Below are 16,148 nucleotides of genomic sequence, written 5' to 3' on the forward strand. Positions count from 1 at the left end.
GATTATCGATGCTTCTGCATTGATGAGCGCTGTTGACCGCCGTATCGTAACCTCCTAATTTCAGACAACAATTGTTCGCCGTGATGTGGGGCAGGGCGATGACCGATCAAAGTAAAACCGTAACGCGTGTTGATCTCTGCGAGGCCGTCTACCAGAAGGTGGGTCTGTCGCGCACGGAGTCGTCCGCCTTCGTGGAACTCGTGCTGAAGGAGATCACCGACTGCCTCGAGCGGGGCGAGACGGTGAAGCTGTCCTCGTTCGGCTCCTTCATGGTGCGCAAGAAGGGTCAGCGTATCGGTCGTAATCCGAAGACCGGCACCGAAGTGCCGATCTCGCCGCGCCGGGTGATGGTTTTCAAGCCGTCGGCGATCCTGAAGCAGCGGATCAACGCCCAGCACCGCACCAATGGCGACGCCAGCAAGGCTCAACCCGAGGCGTAATCGCCTTTCGGAAAGGATTGGCATTTGGACAAGGCGCCGGATGCGTTCCGAACCATCAGCGAAGTAGCGCAGGAACTCGACATCCCGCAGCACGTGCTGCGGTTCTGGGAGACGCGATTCGCCCAGATCAAGCCGATGAAGCGCAGCGGCGGCCGCCGCTACTACCGCCCCGACGATGTCGACCTGCTCAAGGGCATCCGCCGTCTCCTGTACGGGGAGGGCTACACCATCCGGGGGGTGCAGCGGATCCTGAAAGAGCACGGGGTCAAGTCCGTGCAGGGGTTGGCCGACGGCTCGGCCGCGGTGTCGTTCGGGGCGATCGAGGACGCCATCGGGGCGAGCCTGATGGAGCCTGAGGACGAGGCGCCCATCAAGGGCGTCTCGGATGCCGACGAAAACGACTACCAGGGCGACGAAGAGGAGGGCATCGACTTCCGCTTCGCCGAGGTCGACGACGAGGATATCCTCACCACCTTCCGCAAAGGCGGCACGGCCGCGCCGGCCGGCCCCAGCGCGCTGGACCGGGAGCGGCTGGAACGGGTGCTCGGCGACCTCGTCGCCTGCAAGGACATGCTCGATCACGCGCTGAAGGACGGCTGAGGGCGCTTTTCGTCGTCTTTGCGGTCAGTTCCGGGCACTTGGGGGCAGAGGTACCAAAGACACCAAAATGGCGTGGCTCGCCTTGCGCAAAGCGGCGATCCTAGCTAATGGAACGGCGTTCGGAGCGTGGCGCAGCCCGGTTAGCGCACTAGTCTGGGAGACTAGGGGTCGGAGGTTCAAATCCTCTCGCTCCGACCAATATTTTGCCGGATTTCAGGGCATCTCGGTTCTAGCTAGGTAGCCAGCACGGTACTTGGCGCAGGCCCATCAAGGACCCAAATGAACTGGTGGGATCGGTGGAAGCGGTTGGCCGCCCAGCCTCCGGGTGAGAGGCAGACCGCTCAACCTCCGGGGGTGACGCAGAACGTTTTGGACCTGCATCTTGCAGCCGTTGAGTTTTCAGACGGGACGCAAATTCCTCTCCGACCCGACTCGATCTTAGTACTTACCGGGGCGAATAATGTCGGTAAGAGCTCTACATTGACAGAAATCTTCGATCACATGATCGAAGGTGAGAAGCTTGGTCCTCTCGTGCGATCAATTCGGGTGCACGCTGGGGGCTCAATGGCCGCATTCGTCGAGCACGCAAACCTAAACTCCCTTCCAGTAGACCAACTAGGCTATACGACAATCGAAGGAAGACCCTATCGCGTCTCGGAGTTTGAGACAGACGTAAAGAAGAAGTTTGTCGGTTCGCGTGCCGCTGGATTGTTCATCACTCATCTAACTGCAATAAAGCGGCTCGAGGCAGCTAATCCATCAGTTCGCGAAAGCCGGCCAGAACAATCGAAAAAACCAATACAGTGGCTTGAATTTGACGAAGCGACTGAGCTGAATATTAGCTCGTTGTTCGAACGCATTTTTGGGCTGAAGCTCGTATTGAACCGGCTGGCCGGGGACAAATTGCGGCTTCATGTATGCAAAGAACATTATCCCACCACCGCGACAGGTATCTCCCGCGAGACCGTCGCGCGGCTCGCTCGGCTCCCACAGCTCGAGCGACAAGGTGATGGAATGCGAAGTTTTGCCGGATTGATGCTTAGTCTGCTTGTGAATTCAAGAAGGGTGGTTCTGATTGACGAACCAGAGGCATTTCTGCATCCGCCCCAGATCCGCAAGCTTGCCGATGTAATTGCACGGGATACGCCTGAACAAACTCAAATCATTGTCGCTACCCACAGCGACGAATTTGTACGAGGTTTGCTAGATGCCTCGGGCAATCGAGTTGCAGTGGCTCGGATCGATCGCAAGAGGGATGATTCGACTGTCGTATCGGTGTTAGATTCCGGCCAGATAACCAACCTTTGGATTGATCCGCTTTTGCGCACCTCAGATGTGCTTTCGGCCCTCTTTCACGAGGCGGCAATCATTTGCGAAGGAGAGTCAGATGCTCGATTTTTTCGGGCATTGCTCGACGCGGTTACCACAGAGCAGCGCCGGCCAGATATTCGATTTTATCATTTCGGGGGGAAGGACAAGGTTTCCGGAATCGCCAAAGCCTTGAAGCTCGTAAGTGTTCCCGTCATAGCCGTTGTCGATATCGATGTGCTTTCGGACAAAACCAAATTCCTTTCATTGTTTTCGACTATGGGCGGAAATCCAAGCGAAGTGGAAAAAGAGGTGACGCTGCTCGTCACCAAGGTGCAATCAAAACGATTAGAATCGTCGGCAACGGAAATCGCGCTAGACCTCGAACGGATTGCTGCCGAGTCGCGGAAAGGCGATTCCAACACGGACCAATCGCGGAAGCAAATAGCTGAGATCGGAAAGAGTTCCTCGCCCTGGCAACGAGTCAAGGAAGACGGCTACCGAGGATTTGCTGATGCCGATCTCGTCAATGCGTTTGAGAAGATATGTGTTGCGTCAGAGGCCGTAGGTCTCTTAATTCTTAAAGAAGGTGAGCTAGAGGGCTTTTGCAGGGGCTTTTCGCGCAAAAACAAGGCCGAATGGTTGGCATCAGTCTTACAGCTCGACCTTGAGGAAGATGAAAGGTTCGCCGACGCGCGAAGCTTCGCTGCTTCCCTGCTAAGAGTCGTTGCTCAGGTCATCGACCACCCACCTCAGATCAGCTCCGGATCAGTTGCACCATAGTTGCGATACGCAGACAGAGTATCAAATCCGCAATTCAGTCGAACTTTGTCGCGGGTTCCAGCGTCGGGATATAAACTGCGGTCAGCGCCCTAATCGGCACACTGCGCCGGAGCAGCCTTGCCGCGAGCCCGTGCCCGGACGTCGAAGGCGAGTTGATAGTGCCCCACGACGTCCACAATGGACGCTTGCGTGCTTTCCAGGCGCTTGACGAACCCGCTCAGATTGAGGTCCACGACCGCGTCGACCGCCAACAAGGATATCGAGAGGAGCGCAATCGTCCCGGCGACAGCCATTCTCTCCCATTCAGATGACTGCATTAATGAACTTTCTCAGGTATTTTGCCGCTTGCCTGGATAGGTAGGGCGTTTATGTCCGGTTCAACCCCCAAGGCTGCCTCACGCACGTGTTCTTGAAGTGCGACAGTTGTGTAACAGGGCGGATGCCGGATCGTCTCGATTCGGTCAACCTGCGCGACAGTGCCTTTCGGCGAACGTCGGAATGCTATGTGGCCGGTCGCAAAAACCCGACCACCATTCTTGTCGTCTCATCCACCAGCGTCCTCACCATCTTCTCCGGCAGCATCTCGCTCGGGTTCAGCACCGTGTTGTGCGCGATCGCTTCGATCGCGCTGACGCAGATGAAGGTTGCGACATCGAGGTCGATCTTGCGCATTTCCTTGTAGTGGTTCTCGAAATAGGTGCGGACGAGGGTATGGACCTCGCGGTTGACGGCTTCGACATCGAGCTTTCCTGCACGCGGGATCTGCTCGGCGAGGACGCGATGGAGCTCAGGATTGATGCGGTGTGCGTCGATCGCGACGGTGACGAGGCGGCGCACGGCTTTCTCGATCGGCAGGTCCGTGACCTCCGTGAGCGTCGTGCGGACGACATCCATGATCTCCTGGTTGTGACGCTCGATCACGGCGGCAACCAGCGCCTCCTTGCTCGGGAAATATTGATAGAGCGAGCCGACGCTGACGCCGGCGATCTCGGCGATCCGGTTGGTGCTCGTCTTCTCAAAACCTTCGCGCACCAGAATGCGAGCAGTTGCCTCGACCAGTGCGTCGACCGTGGCGCGGGATCGCTCCTGCGAGGCATTTTTCCGGGGTGTTGTGGGCGGTTTGCGGGCCACGGCCTTGTGATCTGAATGCGAGTAGGAAAAGCGAGCGAATGCTCGCATTATAGGCACGGTTGGCATCCCATAGATAGAAGCAAGTTGGTGTCGGTCGGGCGCAGCAAATGAGGGCAGGAGCATGAGCGTTGCGAAGATGCTGTCGATTGGGCGGCTTTGCGAATGTCCTTTTGCATGGGCCGCGTCTTCAAACGATCCCGCGCCGAGCTTGCAGAGCCGCCTCTTTAACCTGCTGCTGCGGCAGCTCCCGTACAAGCAGCAGCTCGCATCCGCCGAGGCCGTGCAGGCGCATGTGCAGAAGCTCGCGCTGGAGCCTGTAACGTTCGAGCCGACGGGGCTTGGCCGCGGCGTCGAGGCGACGCTGACCAAGATGGGCGGATGGCCGGTCTATTACACCGCGCCGTCGTCGGGCCATGAGGGCTGCAACTTCGTCATGTTCCTGCATGGCGGCGGCTACATCAACGAGATCGTTCCGGCGCATTGGCGCTTTGTAGGCCAGATGACGCGCAAGGCGGGCGTCGTCTGCGTCGTGCCGATCTATCCGCTTGCGCCGCGCGTGACCGCGAAAGATGTCGTGCCGAGGACGGCCGAGCTGTTGCGGATGCTGCTGGAGGATGCGGGGCCCGCAAAGGTTACGGTGGTCGGCAATTCCGCCGGCGCGGGTCTTGCGCTGGCCGCGTGCCAATGGCTGCGCGACCGCGGCCACCGCCAGCCGAACCGGCTGATATTGATCTCACCTGGAGCCGACGCGTCCGTCAGCCGCCCTGAGCAAACGGAGATCGCCGCGCGCGATCCGATCCAGGATATTCCGGGCATCATCGAGGCGGGACGGCTCTATGCCGGCGAGCTCGATATCGGCCATCCCTTTGTCAGCCCGCTCAACGGCGCGTTCCGTTTCCTTGCGCCGATGACGATCTTTTCAGGCACGCGCGATCTGCTCTACCCCAATAGCGTCGACCTCGCTGCGCGCGCGCGGGCCGCAGGTGTCCCGGTCGAGCTGCATCTGTGGCGCGACCAGCCGCACAATTACGCGCTGATGCCGACGCCGGAGGGCCGGCGGGCGCGTGCGATGATTTTACGGGCAATGGCTTAAAGAGGGAGCGTGACTGATGTCACGCTGCGCGCTGGCGAGAGCTGACGCTCGCGAGATCTGGCGCTGATCGTGTCGCGCGGGAGGGAGAAGGCGGCCTCCGGGGCGTTTCCTCTGGGAGTGTAGTTTTGCGGGGCCTTTAGGCGTGGCCCTTGATCTCGTAATGGCCCGGCACGCATTTGTAGCGGTCGAGGCGCCAGTTGGCGTGATAGATCGGATGCTCGTCCATCCATTTCGCCAAGGGCGCCTGAGCGCCGACCGCGCACGCCATCATCGACATCTCGGGCGTCATGTTGCTGTCGGTCACGATTTCCTCGACACAGCTGCCTGAGGCAGCGGCGCCAAGCCGGCAGAGCACGGCAACGACGGTTATGAACATTCCAATCACCTCATCGGTAGTTTCGACCACGAGGAGGATGCAAGCCGAGTGCCACAGCCTGTGTCGTAAACGACACGCCGGCCGGGTCGACTCGCCCCAGCATCCCCATTTGACGATTCGGATTGTAAAAAAATTCCCCTTAACCCGAAGCCGGACAATTACGGGGAACCAACAGGGATGATCGCAGGAATGTTGGATTCCGGGGGCAGCCTCGCGCCGGCGCCCTCTTCACAGAGGCGGCGGAGCCGATAGGCTCCCTTCTGTGCGGATCCTCGCCGACAGAGCGGGACCGCCATAGCACCAAGGAAGCGCGAGGGCAGACCATGAAGGCAAGACCGACCGGCGTGATCCCGCCGATGACGACGCCGTTCCGCAAGGACGGCGAGATCGACTACAAGCTGTTGGCGCCCCAGGTCGACTGGATGATCGGCGCCGGCGCCCATGGCGTCGCTGCCGGCGGCTCGACCGGCGAGGGCCACACGCTCGATCACGAGGAATTTCGCGACCTGATGGACGCGACGGTAGAGGCGGTCAGAGGACGCATTCCCGTGATCGCCGGCATCATCGTCGATTCGACACGTGACGCGATCCGCCGCGGCAAGCTCGTGCGCGACATCAATGTCGCAGCCCTCCAGGTCACGCCGGTGCACTATCTGTTCAAGCCGGACGACGAGGCGATGGTGGCGCACTTCCGCGCCATGGCCGATGAGACCGGCATGCCCATCATCATCTATAACGTCGTGCCGTGGTCCTATCTGTCGCCGGCGCTGCTGACGCGGATCATGACCGAGGTGCCGCTGGTGGTCGGCGTCAAGCAGAGCGCGGGCGATCTCAAGCTGTTTGCCGACCTCATGATGATGGCGCCGGACAAGCTGATCTACAGCGCCGTCGATGCCCTGATGTATCCGTCCTACACGCTTGGCGCCCATGGCTCGATCGCCGCGATCCTGACCGCCGCGCCGCATGCCTCCGTCGCGCTGTGGGATGCGGTGAAGGCAGGCGACCATCCCCGCGCGCTCGAGCTGCACAAGAAGCTGCTGACGCTGTGGAATGCGATCATCGCCGACAATCTGCCGGCCTGTACGCGCTATGCGCAGACGCTCCAGGGCTTGCCGCGGACATATCCGCGCGCACCGATGCCGGAGGCCTCGCCGGCGCAGCAGGCCGCGATCCGCAAGGCGCTGGAGGCGCTCGGCGCGTTGCCCCGCCTCGAGGCCGCGGAATAGTTCGTCCGCCGAGATAACTGATCCGGGCAGAACTGATCCGGAATGGCAGCGCCGATCCGCTTTTACCTGCGGATGCGGCGCTGCTACATTTGCGCTCGCCCGCGCGAGCGGCGCGGCGGCAAAGAAACAGACCGACAAGGGGAGGGGTCGAAATCCCATGAAGGAATTTGCAGGAAAGATCGCCGTCGTCACCGGCGGCGGCACGGGCATGGGGCGGGAGCTGGCCCGACAGCTCGTCGCCGAAGGCTGCAATGTCGCGATGTGCGACGTCTCGGAAGCCGCGATGGCCGAGACCAAGCGGCTCTGTGAGGTCGAGAAGCTGCCGCAGGGATTGCGCGTGACCACGCATGTCGCCGACGTCTCGATCGAGGATCATCTCAAGCGCTTTCGCGACGAGCTCGCCGAGCAGCAGATGACGGACAACATCCATCTGCTGTTCAACAATGCCGGCATCGGCGGTGGCGGCAGCCTGTTCACCAACACCCGCGAGCAGTGGGAGCGAACCTTCAACATCTGCTGGGGCGGCGTCTATCTCGGCGTCCGCACCTTCCTGCCGATGCTGGTCAAGGCGGACGAGGCGCACATCGTCAATACCGCAAGCGTCAACGGCTTCTGGGCCTCGATCGGCATGAACCAGGCCCACACCGCCTACAGCTCGGCGAAGTTCGCGGTGAAGGGCTTTACCGAGGCGCTGGTCAACGACCTCCGTTTGCACGCGCCCCACGTCAAATGCTCGGTGGTGATGCCCGGCCATATCGGCACCTCCATCGTCTCCAACTCACGCAAGGTGCAAAGTGGCGATGGATCGGACCGTCTGAGCGCCGACGAGGTCGCGCTGACCCGCACGCGCATGGTCGCGGCGGGCGTGCCAGATGCTGACAAAAAGTCTGATGACGAGATTCAGGCGGCGTTCGCCGAGCGCGCCCGCAGCTTCCTGGAGGATGCGCCGACGACGGCGGCACAAGCCGCAAAGATCATTCTCGACGGCGTGAAGGCGGAGCGATGGCGAATCCTGGTCGGCGAGGACGCCAGGCGCCTCGACGAGCGCGTGCGCGCGACACCGGAGCAGGCCTATGACCGCGCTTTCTACGAGAGCTTTACCCAGGAGGTTGGCTGGCGGCTCGGCTGATTTTATTGGCTGAGACTGTCAACGACCGCGCGCTCTTTATGTATGATGACCATCATTGCAAGCAGCGTACATATTCTTTTATTCGCTGCATCCGCAGTGCATTTCTTTCGTGTATGACGAAACGGAATATCACGCATGCGGCGGTATTCCCGCGTTCAAGCGATGGTGATCTTAAAGCTGTCTCATTTGAAGCAAGCCAGCTTGGTTGGCGAACTAAAATAGTTTAGTGAATCAGGCGTAAGGCCACGATAGAGCATAGCTCCGATGATACCCGCATGCCTCTCCGACGATTGGATCCTCTGCCCGGAGAGAGAGGATATCTCCGCTGAATTCACCCGGCTGCTCACCGCGGCCCAGGAGGGCGGCGCCACCATCGCAGAGTGTCTGATGATCGCGCGGCAGCTGAAGCGCGGCGACGAACAATCATGGCACCGCGAGTGGAAGAGGCTGGCGCAGGCCAATCGGCAGCGCGCCGAGGCTGCGTTCGCAGAGGGCCACAGGGTGACCGCGCAGCGCAATTGGCTGCGCGCCATGAACTACTACAGCGCGGCCGCGATGCCGCTCGACACGGCCGACGAACGCCGCTGGGTGGCGGTGCTCGCGATGCAGGAATGCGCCCGGCGCTTCCTCGCGGCCCGCGATCCGGCCGGCGAAGTGGTGACGGTGCCCTGGATCGAAGGACATTCGCTGCAGGGCTACTTCCTGCCTGCGCCGTCGGCGAGCGGGCGCGCTCCGGCCGTGATCTGCGTCGGCGAGCCCGGCCATCGCAAGGAAGAGTTTCTGTTCAAGCTCGCGCCGCACGCGCGCGAGCGCGGCTTCTCGATGCTGGCGCTGGACCTGCTCGGCGACCAGCGTGACGATTATGTCGATACGCTCCTGCATCGCAGGGATCTCGAGAGCTCGATCGGCAGTGTCATGGACTATCTGGAGGCGCGCAGCGACGTCGATTTCGACCGCGTCGCGATCGTGGCGGACGGGTGGGGATCCTCCTTCGTGGCCCGTGCGGTCTTGCAGGAGCCGCGGCTTGCCGCGGCCGTGTGTGACGGCGGCCTGTGGGACCTGCACGAGCGGTCGTTCTTCGCCAGCCGCTTTGCGATGAGCGACCTCAGCATCGTCCCGGTGTCGCATTCGCCGCTGATGGCCTCCAGCGTCGACTGTCCGGTGCTGATCACACTTGGCGAGGACGGCTGGCTCAAGGCCGACCGGGCCCGTCAGATCGTGCAGAAATCCCGGCTCGGCAGCTCGGATATCGTGCTGAAGGTGTTCACCGCGGCCGAGACCGGCGCGGCGCAGGCCCATGCGGACAATCCGAGCCTTGCCAACGAATACATCTTCGACTGGCTCGAATCCCAACTCGGCGCGACGGGTCGGCGGATCTGAGCGCGGAGATTCGACGGCGACGGGCTAAAGCGCGATGAGATTAGCTTAGGATGAATCGTTATCGCTCTTTAGATTATTATTTGAGTATGATCTTTCCGGAAAACGGCTGTGCACTTTTCCGGATCATGCTCTAGAGGTCGAGAGACAACCTGACGCACGCCTTTTCGAGGCGGGTCTTCAGCGTCGCGAGCTTGGCGGTGAACTCGGTCAGCTCGTTCTCGTCGAACTCCTGGAAGACGAATTCGCGAATCGTCTTGTACTGCTCGTTGAGGCTCGCGATGTGCTTCTGCGTCTTGTCGACCAGCGACAGCCGGACCACCCTTGCATCGGTCGGCGACGGCCGCCGACGCAACAGGCCTTTCTTCTCGAGAATCTTGGACTGGGTGGTGACGAAGGACGGATCGACATGAAGCAGCTTGGAGACCACGTTGACGGGAACGCCGTCATCCTTGTCGAGATCGGAGATGGCCATCAGGATCAGCCATTGCGGGCCGCTGATGCCGAGCGTCCTGGCCCAGAACTGACGAAGCTCCTCCAGATGCATGTTGATCGAGGATATCTCCCAGGTGAAGCGCCTGATGATATCGAGATTGCCGATGGGGCGGAGGCGCGCCCCTTCCTTCCTCGTCGCTGACACAGCGTCACTCCCGTGGGCTGATTCATCCTGGCCGGTGTTCGCGGACGGCATAGTCCACGCAAGTCTGCCCTGACGCAAGTGCAGGGCAGGGTAATTTTGTCACGGAAATTACAAATATGATCAGATCAGCCTTTTGGCCGGTCCGGGGTGTTGCTGCGCGGACACAGATTTAGTGAAATAACAAAGCTGATCTAATAAACTATTTTGATTACCAGAACGGCGCATGCATATTGACCGTGACGGTGGGGGGTACTCGATCGTCCCGTTGCAGGTGGTTCGCTCACGTCCCTCGCGTCTTAAGCGGGTGTGTCCGAAAGCGCGAAGCGGCCGAGCGGATTTGAAGAGATGGGGATCTGGGGGGCCTCACGGTCCGATCTCCGTAAAATGAGCAACTTGGAGGTTTTAAATGAAAGTGGTGAAGAGCCTTTTGCTCGGCACTGCGGCGGGTCTGATCGCCGTCGGTGGAGCTCAGGCGGCTGATCTTCCGGTCAAGGCCAAGGCGGTCGAATACGTGAAGATCTGCACGCTCTACGGCGCAGGCTTCTACTACATCCCGGGCAGCGATACCTGCATCAAGCTCGGCGGCTATCTGCGTGCGGAAGTCGCGCTGAACGCCGGCGGCAACTACAGCGCCTCGTACAACAACGTCTTCGCGGCGAACAACCGCCTGACGAACTACTACTCGGCGCGCGCTCGTGAAGATCTCAACATCGACACGCGCACCGCGACCGAATACGGCGTGGTCCGCACCTATTTCGATGCGGTGTTCACCTGGACGACCGGCAACTATGTCGGCACCGGCTCGGGCACGGGCTCGACCCAGTACAGCGGCACGCTCGGTCTCAACGCGGCCGGTACGGGCCTGGTCGGTTCGAGCGGCGGTGCCGTCAACGGCACCGACGGCGCGATCTCCGGCGGTGCGCTCGGCGTCTACTACGCCTTCATCCAGTTCGCCGGCTTCACCTTGGGTAAGGCCGTGTCGCAGTTCGACGCGCCCTGGATCAACTATCCCGGCAACAACTTCGACCAGCTGGTCGGCGGCAGCGGCACCACCAACGGTGTTGCGCAGGTCACCTATACGGCCGATTTCGGCCAGGGCGTGACGGCGACGGTGTCGGCGCAGGACCAGACGCAGGTCTTCCAGACCAACATCTGGAACGTCGCCGGCATGAGCACCGCGGGCGTGCTCGGCGGTGCTTACGGCTCGAACGATCTCGGCGGCAGCAGGTCTCCGGACCTCGTCGGTGCGGTTCGCGTCGATCAGGCCTGGGGCCTGTTCCAGGCGTCGGTGGCCGCGCACGACAATCATGTCGGCTACTACGGCGCGACCGAAGTGACCGGTCATCCCGAAGACAAGTGGGGCTGGGCGGTCCAGCTGGCACTATCGATCAAGAACATCCCGACCGGCGCGGGTGACGTGATCAACGTGTCGGGCGTCTACACCGACGGTGCGAGCCGCTACAACTTCCAGGAGCTGGCCGCGACCAGCTACTCGATGTTCGGCAGCTCCAACGCCGCCTATGGCAGCATCGGCTTCGCCGGCGTGTCTGATGCGGTGTTCGCTCCGGGCGGCGGCCTCGAGCTGACCAAGACCTACGGCTTCCGTGGTGCCTACACCCACAACTGGAATCCGTACTGGAACACGGCGCTCTACGGTGCCTGGGCGGCTGTCAACTACAGCGGCACGGCCAAGGGCCTGATCTGCGGCAGCGCCGCGTTCGCGACCCTGACCGGCACCTGCAACCCGGACTTCAACATCGGCCAGGTCGGCGTCATCACCCGCTGGACGCCCGTGAAGAACCTGACCTTCTCGGCTGACTTCGTCTACAGCCACCTCGACCAGAAGTACTCGGGCACGATCACGACGGCGGCGCTCACGTCGGTTGCCAAGCCTGCGGCGACCTACGAGCTGAAGGACCAGGACACCTACAGCCTGCTGCTGCGCGCCCAGCGCAACTGGTAAGCTTCGGGTCACCTGACGATCTGACGAAAGCCCCGGCGGGTGACCGCCGGGGCTTTTTTGCAAAAGGCGCGTGTCTCGAAAATCCGAATCTTCCTACGCAAATGGCGAAGACGAGCTATGCGATTCGATCGTCGCCAAATTTATTTACTTACCTGAGTTACTAAGCTATATAGCTGTTAGCCGATTTCGAAAGTTACGGCTCTTAGCTTCACGCTAAGCCTCCAGAAACCTCCGGTGATGCCCCGCCGGAGGTTTTTCATTTTGGGACGACGCTGGAGCGTCAGCCGCGTGCGATGCGCACGCGGGAGTTCGGTCGGTAGGCGAGGCGGCTGTGGCCGGCGCAATAAGGCTGCCCGTCATGTGAGGCATTGCCGCAGAAGCAGAAATCGTCGGCCCCCGGCGTCGAGATCGGCCAGCGGCAGCGATTTTCGCTGAGCTCGAGCAGCGAGCAGCGATTGGTGTCGTCGATCGGGCCCGTGACCACCGGTGCAGCGGTTTCGCCGTAGATCGTGGCGAGCATTTCGTATTGCAGCCGCGGCACTGTCTTCGGCGCGCGGGGCGGCGCGAAGCTTCTGTTGTCCTGAAGCTTGCGCTCGTCGACCGAGCGGCCGCGGGTCAGATTGAGCCGGGACAGCTTGCCGATCACGGCGTTGCGGCTGACGCCGATATCGGCCGCGATCTCGCGGCAAGACAGGCCGGCCTCGAAGTGCCGCTTCAGACGTTCAATTCGTTCGTCAGTCCAGGTTGGTGAAGAAGTCGGTGAAAAAACAGGCATTGTAACGGTCCCAGGTTTGCAGATGACGGCCAGCCGCCTCTGAGATCGGTCCGCCTCACGTCCGGCGCGTCCTCACGTCCTTCCATTGTCGCGAATCGACAAAAGTCCGTCCTTGATGGCGAGACGGATGCCTTCCTCGATCAATGTTCGTGCGACGCCGGGAACGCTGGTGCCGTGGGTGCCCTGTCTCACCAGTTTTTCCAGGTAGGTGATGGTCGAGAGCGCCAAGGTTACGGGAATGCGGTCAGTCTCGGCTTTTTCGGTGGCCATGGCCCGAACGCTAGCCTCTTACTCGGATACATAAAAGTAACGATTAAGACTCTATTTAGGTTTGAGGGCAGAAGTCAAATCCGGACTGAACCGGAGGGGCAGCCCGTTGGAATCGCGTTGGAAATCGGCGCGACGGGGCGCGCCGCGCGAGCGACCGGCGGCGGCGTCATGCCAAACGGGGCAAAGAGAGGTGCGGCAGGCTCAGCCGTGCACGATCGCCTTCTCGATCATGCAATGGATGCCCTTGGAGCCGTTGACGGTCTGGGTCACCCGCAGATCGGCGGCCAGGCTGCACAGCGTGTAGGCGTCCTCGCGCGACAGATTGCGCTTCTCGCCGAGCAGCGTGATCATGTCGCGCAGGGCTCGCACCACGCACTGGTCGAGGTCGGGATCCATCGCCATGGTCAGGTAGTGCGAGGCCGTCTCCGCGCGGGGATAGTCGAACCGCAGGTCCTTGCGCAGCGTGAGGCGGAAGCGGCCCTGGAGCGCGGTCTCGATCGCGGTGACGCAGACCTCGCCGTCGCCCTGCACGCCGTGGCCGTCGCCGCAGGAGAACAGCGCGCCCGGCACGAACACCGGCAGATACAGCGTCGCGCCCGCGCCGAGCTCCTTGTTGTCGAGATTGCCGCCCATGGCGCGTGGAATGAGCGAGGTGATGCGGCCCCAGGCCGGCGGCGGCGCCACGCCCATCACGCCGAAAAACGGCTTCAAGGGGAGGTCGAGGCCCCAAGGCAGCCGGCCGACCATTCGCGTTCGGTCCAGCGGGATGTTGAGGATGCGCGTCTCGTGGAAATCGTCGGGCAGGGTGCCGGACAGCGGCCGGATCAGATTGTAGCCCCAATCCTGCCGGAGCTGAACGTCGAGGATCTCGACCTCGAGCACGTCGCCGGGTTCGGCGCCGTCGACCGCGACCGGGCCGGTGAGGATGTGGCCGGGCACCATCCGTTCGGATTTCGCATGCACCTCGAACAGCTCGGGCGGCACGTGGAACTGGTTGCGGTCCGGCACCACCTCCGGTCCGCCGCTGATGGTGTCGATGGTGACCTCGTCGCCGCTCTTGATCGTCAGGACCGGTTTGAGCTTGGCCTCGAAAAAACCCCAGTGGCAGGTCGCGGGGCTCGCATTCAGGTGGTGATGGGTCATTTGCGGTGTCCGGTCGTTTTCATCGAAAGGCGGTGCAGCCGGGCTTGACCCGGCGATCGATCCTCTTCCAAGAAGATTTCTGAAGATGGGCGGGCGGGTCAAGCCCGTCCGTGACCGGCGCGTTCATTCCAGCGAGGCTCCCCTGTTCTTTTTTCTGTCCAAGACGCTGGGCGTCGCGTTGCTGCCGATCAATTTGCTGGTTGAGCTCGGAATCGCGTCGCTGATCTTGATGGCGACGCGCTTTGCCTCGTTCGGGCGCAAGCTTGCCGTGACCACGCTGGTGCTTTGGGCGCTGACCGCGTTTTCGCCGCTCGGCAATTTTCTGCTCTATCCCCTGGAGTCGCGGTTTCCGCCGTGGGACCCGTCGCGCGGCGCGCCCGACGGCATCATCGTGCTGGGCGGGTCCGTCGATGTCGATCTCTCGGCCGCGCATCACACGCCTGTCGTCGCAAACGCGGCCGATCGCCTGATCGTGCCGGCCGAGCTCGCGCGCCGCTATCCCAATGCGCGCATCGTGTTCACCGGCGGCACTGCGAATTTGCTGCCCACCAGCGGGAGGGAGGCCGATTACTCCGCGCCGATCCTGGAAAACTCCGGCATCGCGAAGGAGCGTCTCATCCTGGAACGCGAGTCGCGCAACACCTATGAAAACGCGATGTTCACAAAGCAGCTGGTGGCGCCGAAACCGGGCCAGCGCTGGCTCCTGGTCACGTCGGCCTTCCACATGCCGCGCTCGATGGGAATCTTTCGCAAGGCCGGATTCGAGGTCGAGGCCTATCCCGTCGACTGGCGGATGGGTGGCCGCGACGAGCTGTTCTCCTTCTCCAATAACGGCGCGTCCGGGCTCATCCGCACCGATGTGGCTGTGCGCGAATGGATCGGCCTTGTGGCCTACCGCCTGATGGGGCGGAGTGACGATTTGCTTCCAGGCCCGGTGAAGGACTAGAGCGTTTTCGAGCGAAGTGGATCCCGGTTCGCGTAAAGAAATCGCGTCAAAACAAGAATCGAGAGCCTCCGTTCCGATTCCATCGGAACGGAAATGGCTCTAGAAACGACGATAACATCAAGATGACCGGCGCGTGATCGCCGGCCCGGAGGACGCCATGCAGCAGCAGAGTGCGGAGACGATCGATCTTGCCGGCCTGGTGGCCGATCTCAACAGCCTGTTGCGGCTGAAAACGAATGTGATCGGCATGAAGCTGTTCGCGCTCGTTGCCGACATGGAGGCGATCCCGAAGATCCGGCGGCCGAATGCGATCCACACCACCGACCAGATCGTCAGCATGGCCGCGCGGCTCGGCTGGACCGTCGGCATCACCGGCGACGATCTCGTCGGCGCGCAGTGTCGCGCGGTGATCGGCCTTGCGCCCCAGGACGACAAATGGCTCGCCGGCGAAAACTATGTCGGGGTGTGGCACGGCACGGCCGAGGACGCGCGCAAGCGGCAGGAGGCGCTGGACGTGGTGCCGTTCGGCCGGTATCAGGCGCTCGCGGTGAGCCCGCTGGCCAGCGGCCGGCTCGATCCGCCCGACATCTGCCTGGTCTATGCAACGCCCGGGCAGATGATCATCCTGATCAACGGGCTGCAATATACCGGCTACAAGAAGTTCGAATGGGGCGTGGTCGGCGAAACCGCGTGCGCGGATTCCTGGGGCAGGGCGCTGAAAACCGGCGAACCCAGCCTGTCCTTGCCATGCTATGCCGAACGGCGCTATGGCGGCGTGCCGGACGAAGAGATGCTGATGGCCTTGAAGCCGCAGCATCTCGCCAAGGCGATTGAGGGCATGAAGGCGCTGGCCAAGAACGGCCTGCGCTATCCGATCCCGCCCTACGGCATTCAAAGCGACGTCCGTGCCGGCATGGGCGTGAGTTACGCGAAAAAGTAAAGGCCAGT

Annotated in this window: 17 protein-coding genes and 1 tRNA gene; 11 read left to right on the forward strand and 7 right to left on the reverse strand. The window is 61.8% G+C overall.

The annotated features are described in order from the left end of the window. Window positions 1-98 precede the first annotated feature (98 nt). The 4 genes from IC761_RS16185 (at window position 99) to IC761_RS16200 (ending at window position 3,131) form a co-directional block, all read left to right on the forward strand. Window positions 99-440, forward strand: a complete 342-nt coding sequence (locus IC761_RS16185) for an integration host factor subunit alpha (RefSeq protein WP_195804182.1) — start codon at window positions 99-101, stop codon at window positions 438-440. Window positions 441-464: 24 nt separating this feature from the next. Further along, the gene (locus tag IC761_RS16190) at window positions 465-1,040 is read left to right on the forward strand and encodes a MerR family transcriptional regulator (RefSeq protein ID WP_195804183.1); all 576 of its coding nucleotides are present in this window, start codon (window positions 465-467) and stop codon (window positions 1,038-1,040) included. Window positions 1,041-1,160: 120 nt separating this feature from the next. After that, window positions 1,161-1,238 (forward strand) — tRNA-Pro (locus tag IC761_RS16195). A gap of 282 nt (window positions 1,239-1,520) precedes the next feature. After that, entirely contained in the window at window positions 1,521-3,131 is a 1,611-nt protein-coding gene (locus tag IC761_RS16200) for an ATP-dependent nuclease (RefSeq protein WP_195804184.1), read from the forward strand. An 89-nt stretch (window positions 3,132-3,220) separates the two neighbouring features. Here IC761_RS16200 and IC761_RS16205 read toward each other — a convergent pair whose 3' ends face one another. Together IC761_RS16205 and IC761_RS16210 are read right to left on the reverse strand one after the other, a co-directional pair. Continuing rightward, window positions 3,221-3,424 (reverse strand): hypothetical protein, encoded by a 204-nt coding sequence (locus IC761_RS16205; protein ID WP_195804185.1) that lies wholly within the window; start codon window positions 3,422-3,424, stop codon window positions 3,221-3,223. A 208-nt stretch (window positions 3,425-3,632) separates the two neighbouring features. After that, entirely contained in the window at window positions 3,633-4,262 is a 630-nt protein-coding gene (locus IC761_RS16210) for a TetR/AcrR family transcriptional regulator (protein WP_195804186.1), read from the reverse strand. Window positions 4,263-4,383: 121 nt separating this feature from the next. Here IC761_RS16210 and IC761_RS16215 point away from each other — a divergent pair, with 121 nt between their 5' ends. After that, window positions 4,384-5,355: an alpha/beta fold hydrolase gene (locus IC761_RS16215; protein WP_195804187.1), complete on the forward strand. Its 972-nt coding sequence runs from the start codon at window positions 4,384-4,386 to the stop codon at window positions 5,353-5,355. Between the two features lie 136 nt (window positions 5,356-5,491). Here IC761_RS16215 and IC761_RS16220 read toward each other — a convergent pair whose 3' ends face one another. Further along, the gene (locus IC761_RS16220) at window positions 5,492-5,731 is read right to left on the reverse strand and encodes a hypothetical protein (protein WP_195804188.1); all 240 of its coding nucleotides are present in this window, start codon (window positions 5,729-5,731) and stop codon (window positions 5,492-5,494) included. A 323-nt stretch (window positions 5,732-6,054) separates the two neighbouring features. Here IC761_RS16220 and IC761_RS16225 point away from each other — a divergent pair, with 323 nt between their 5' ends. The 3 genes from IC761_RS16225 to IC761_RS16235 all read left to right on the forward strand — a co-directional run bounded on the left by IC761_RS16225 (window position 6,055) and on the right by IC761_RS16235 (window position 9,466). Continuing rightward, the gene (locus IC761_RS16225) at window positions 6,055-6,957 is read left to right on the forward strand and encodes a dihydrodipicolinate synthase family protein (protein WP_195804189.1); all 903 of its coding nucleotides are present in this window, start codon (window positions 6,055-6,057) and stop codon (window positions 6,955-6,957) included. A 157-nt stretch (window positions 6,958-7,114) separates the two neighbouring features. Beyond that, complete coding sequence (locus tag IC761_RS16230) at window positions 7,115-8,086, forward strand: SDR family NAD(P)-dependent oxidoreductase (protein ID WP_195804190.1); 972 nt, start codon at window positions 7,115-7,117, stop codon at window positions 8,084-8,086. A gap of 264 nt (window positions 8,087-8,350) precedes the next feature. Then, complete coding sequence (locus IC761_RS16235; RefSeq protein ID WP_195804191.1) at window positions 8,351-9,466, forward strand: alpha/beta hydrolase family protein; 1,116 nt, start codon at window positions 8,351-8,353, stop codon at window positions 9,464-9,466. A gap of 130 nt (window positions 9,467-9,596) precedes the next feature. Here the strand turns inward: IC761_RS16235 and IC761_RS16240 are convergent, their stop codons facing one another. Then, window positions 9,597-10,103 (reverse strand): MarR family winged helix-turn-helix transcriptional regulator, encoded by a 507-nt coding sequence (locus IC761_RS16240; protein WP_195804192.1) that lies wholly within the window; start codon window positions 10,101-10,103, stop codon window positions 9,597-9,599. A 406-nt stretch (window positions 10,104-10,509) separates the two neighbouring features. On the opposite strand from IC761_RS16240, the gene IC761_RS16245 reads away from it, so the two are divergent. Continuing rightward, complete coding sequence (locus IC761_RS16245) at window positions 10,510-12,066, forward strand: porin (protein WP_195804193.1); 1,557 nt, start codon at window positions 10,510-10,512, stop codon at window positions 12,064-12,066. A gap of 280 nt (window positions 12,067-12,346) precedes the next feature. Here IC761_RS16245 and IC761_RS16250 read toward each other — a convergent pair whose 3' ends face one another. The 3 genes from IC761_RS16250 to IC761_RS16260 form a co-directional block, all read right to left on the reverse strand. Beyond that, on the reverse strand, window positions 12,347-12,841 hold the full coding sequence (locus tag IC761_RS16250; RefSeq protein ID WP_195804194.1) for a GcrA family cell cycle regulator: 495 nt from the start codon (window positions 12,839-12,841) through the stop codon (window positions 12,347-12,349). Between the two features lie 72 nt (window positions 12,842-12,913). Further along, on the reverse strand, window positions 12,914-13,111 hold the full coding sequence (locus IC761_RS16255) for a hypothetical protein (RefSeq protein WP_007603456.1): 198 nt from the start codon (window positions 13,109-13,111) through the stop codon (window positions 12,914-12,916). A 201-nt stretch (window positions 13,112-13,312) separates the two neighbouring features. Further along, a complete protein-coding gene (locus IC761_RS16260) occupies window positions 13,313-14,254 on the reverse strand; it encodes an acetamidase/formamidase family protein (RefSeq protein WP_195804195.1) in 942 nt (313 codons plus the stop codon). 142 nt (window positions 14,255-14,396) lie between these two features. Between IC761_RS16260 and IC761_RS16265 the strand changes: the two genes are divergently transcribed. Continuing rightward, window positions 14,397-15,200, forward strand: coding sequence for a YdcF family protein (locus tag IC761_RS16265; RefSeq protein WP_246791568.1), 804 nt, complete (start codon window positions 14,397-14,399; stop codon window positions 15,198-15,200). A gap of 157 nt (window positions 15,201-15,357) precedes the next feature. Next, window positions 15,358-16,140, forward strand: coding sequence for a DUF169 domain-containing protein (locus tag IC761_RS16270; RefSeq protein ID WP_195804197.1), 783 nt, complete (start codon window positions 15,358-15,360; stop codon window positions 16,138-16,140). The last annotated feature ends 8 nt before the right edge of the window (window positions 16,141-16,148 follow it).

The sequence above is a fragment of the Bradyrhizobium commune genome (assembly GCF_015624505.1).
Classification (GTDB): domain Bacteria; phylum Pseudomonadota; class Alphaproteobacteria; order Rhizobiales; family Xanthobacteraceae; genus Bradyrhizobium; species Bradyrhizobium commune.

Bases quoted from the DNA above. Each gene is read 5' to 3' on its own strand.
- IC761_RS16270 (WP_195804197.1), top strand. From the start codon at position 15,358: ATGCAGCAGCAGAGTGCGGAGACGATCGATCTTGCCGGCCTGGTGGCC.
- IC761_RS16245 (WP_195804193.1), top strand. From the start codon at position 10,510: ATGAAAGTGGTGAAGAGCCTTTTGCTCGGCACTGCGGCGGGTCTGATC.
- IC761_RS16185 (WP_195804182.1), top strand. From the start codon at position 99: ATGACCGATCAAAGTAAAACCGTAACGCGTGTTGATCTCTGCGAGGCC.
- IC761_RS16255 (WP_007603456.1), bottom strand. From the start codon at position 13,111: ATGGCCACCGAAAAAGCCGAGACTGACCGCATTCCCGTAACCTTGGCG.
- IC761_RS16230 (WP_195804190.1), top strand. From the start codon at position 7,115: ATGAAGGAATTTGCAGGAAAGATCGCCGTCGTCACCGGCGGCGGCACG.
- IC761_RS16250 (WP_195804194.1), bottom strand. From the start codon at position 12,841: ATGCCTGTTTTTTCACCGACTTCTTCACCAACCTGGACTGACGAACGA.
- IC761_RS16260 (WP_195804195.1), bottom strand. From the start codon at position 14,254: ATGACCCATCACCACCTGAATGCGAGCCCCGCGACCTGCCACTGGGGT.
- IC761_RS16215 (WP_195804187.1), top strand. From the start codon at position 4,384: ATGAGCGTTGCGAAGATGCTGTCGATTGGGCGGCTTTGCGAATGTCCT.
- IC761_RS16225 (WP_195804189.1), top strand. From the start codon at position 6,055: ATGAAGGCAAGACCGACCGGCGTGATCCCGCCGATGACGACGCCGTTC.
- IC761_RS16220 (WP_195804188.1), bottom strand. From the start codon at position 5,731: ATGTTCATAACCGTCGTTGCCGTGCTCTGCCGGCTTGGCGCCGCTGCC.
- IC761_RS16205 (WP_195804185.1), bottom strand. From the start codon at position 3,424: ATGGCTGTCGCCGGGACGATTGCGCTCCTCTCGATATCCTTGTTGGCG.
- IC761_RS16235 (WP_195804191.1), top strand. From the start codon at position 8,351: ATGATACCCGCATGCCTCTCCGACGATTGGATCCTCTGCCCGGAGAGA.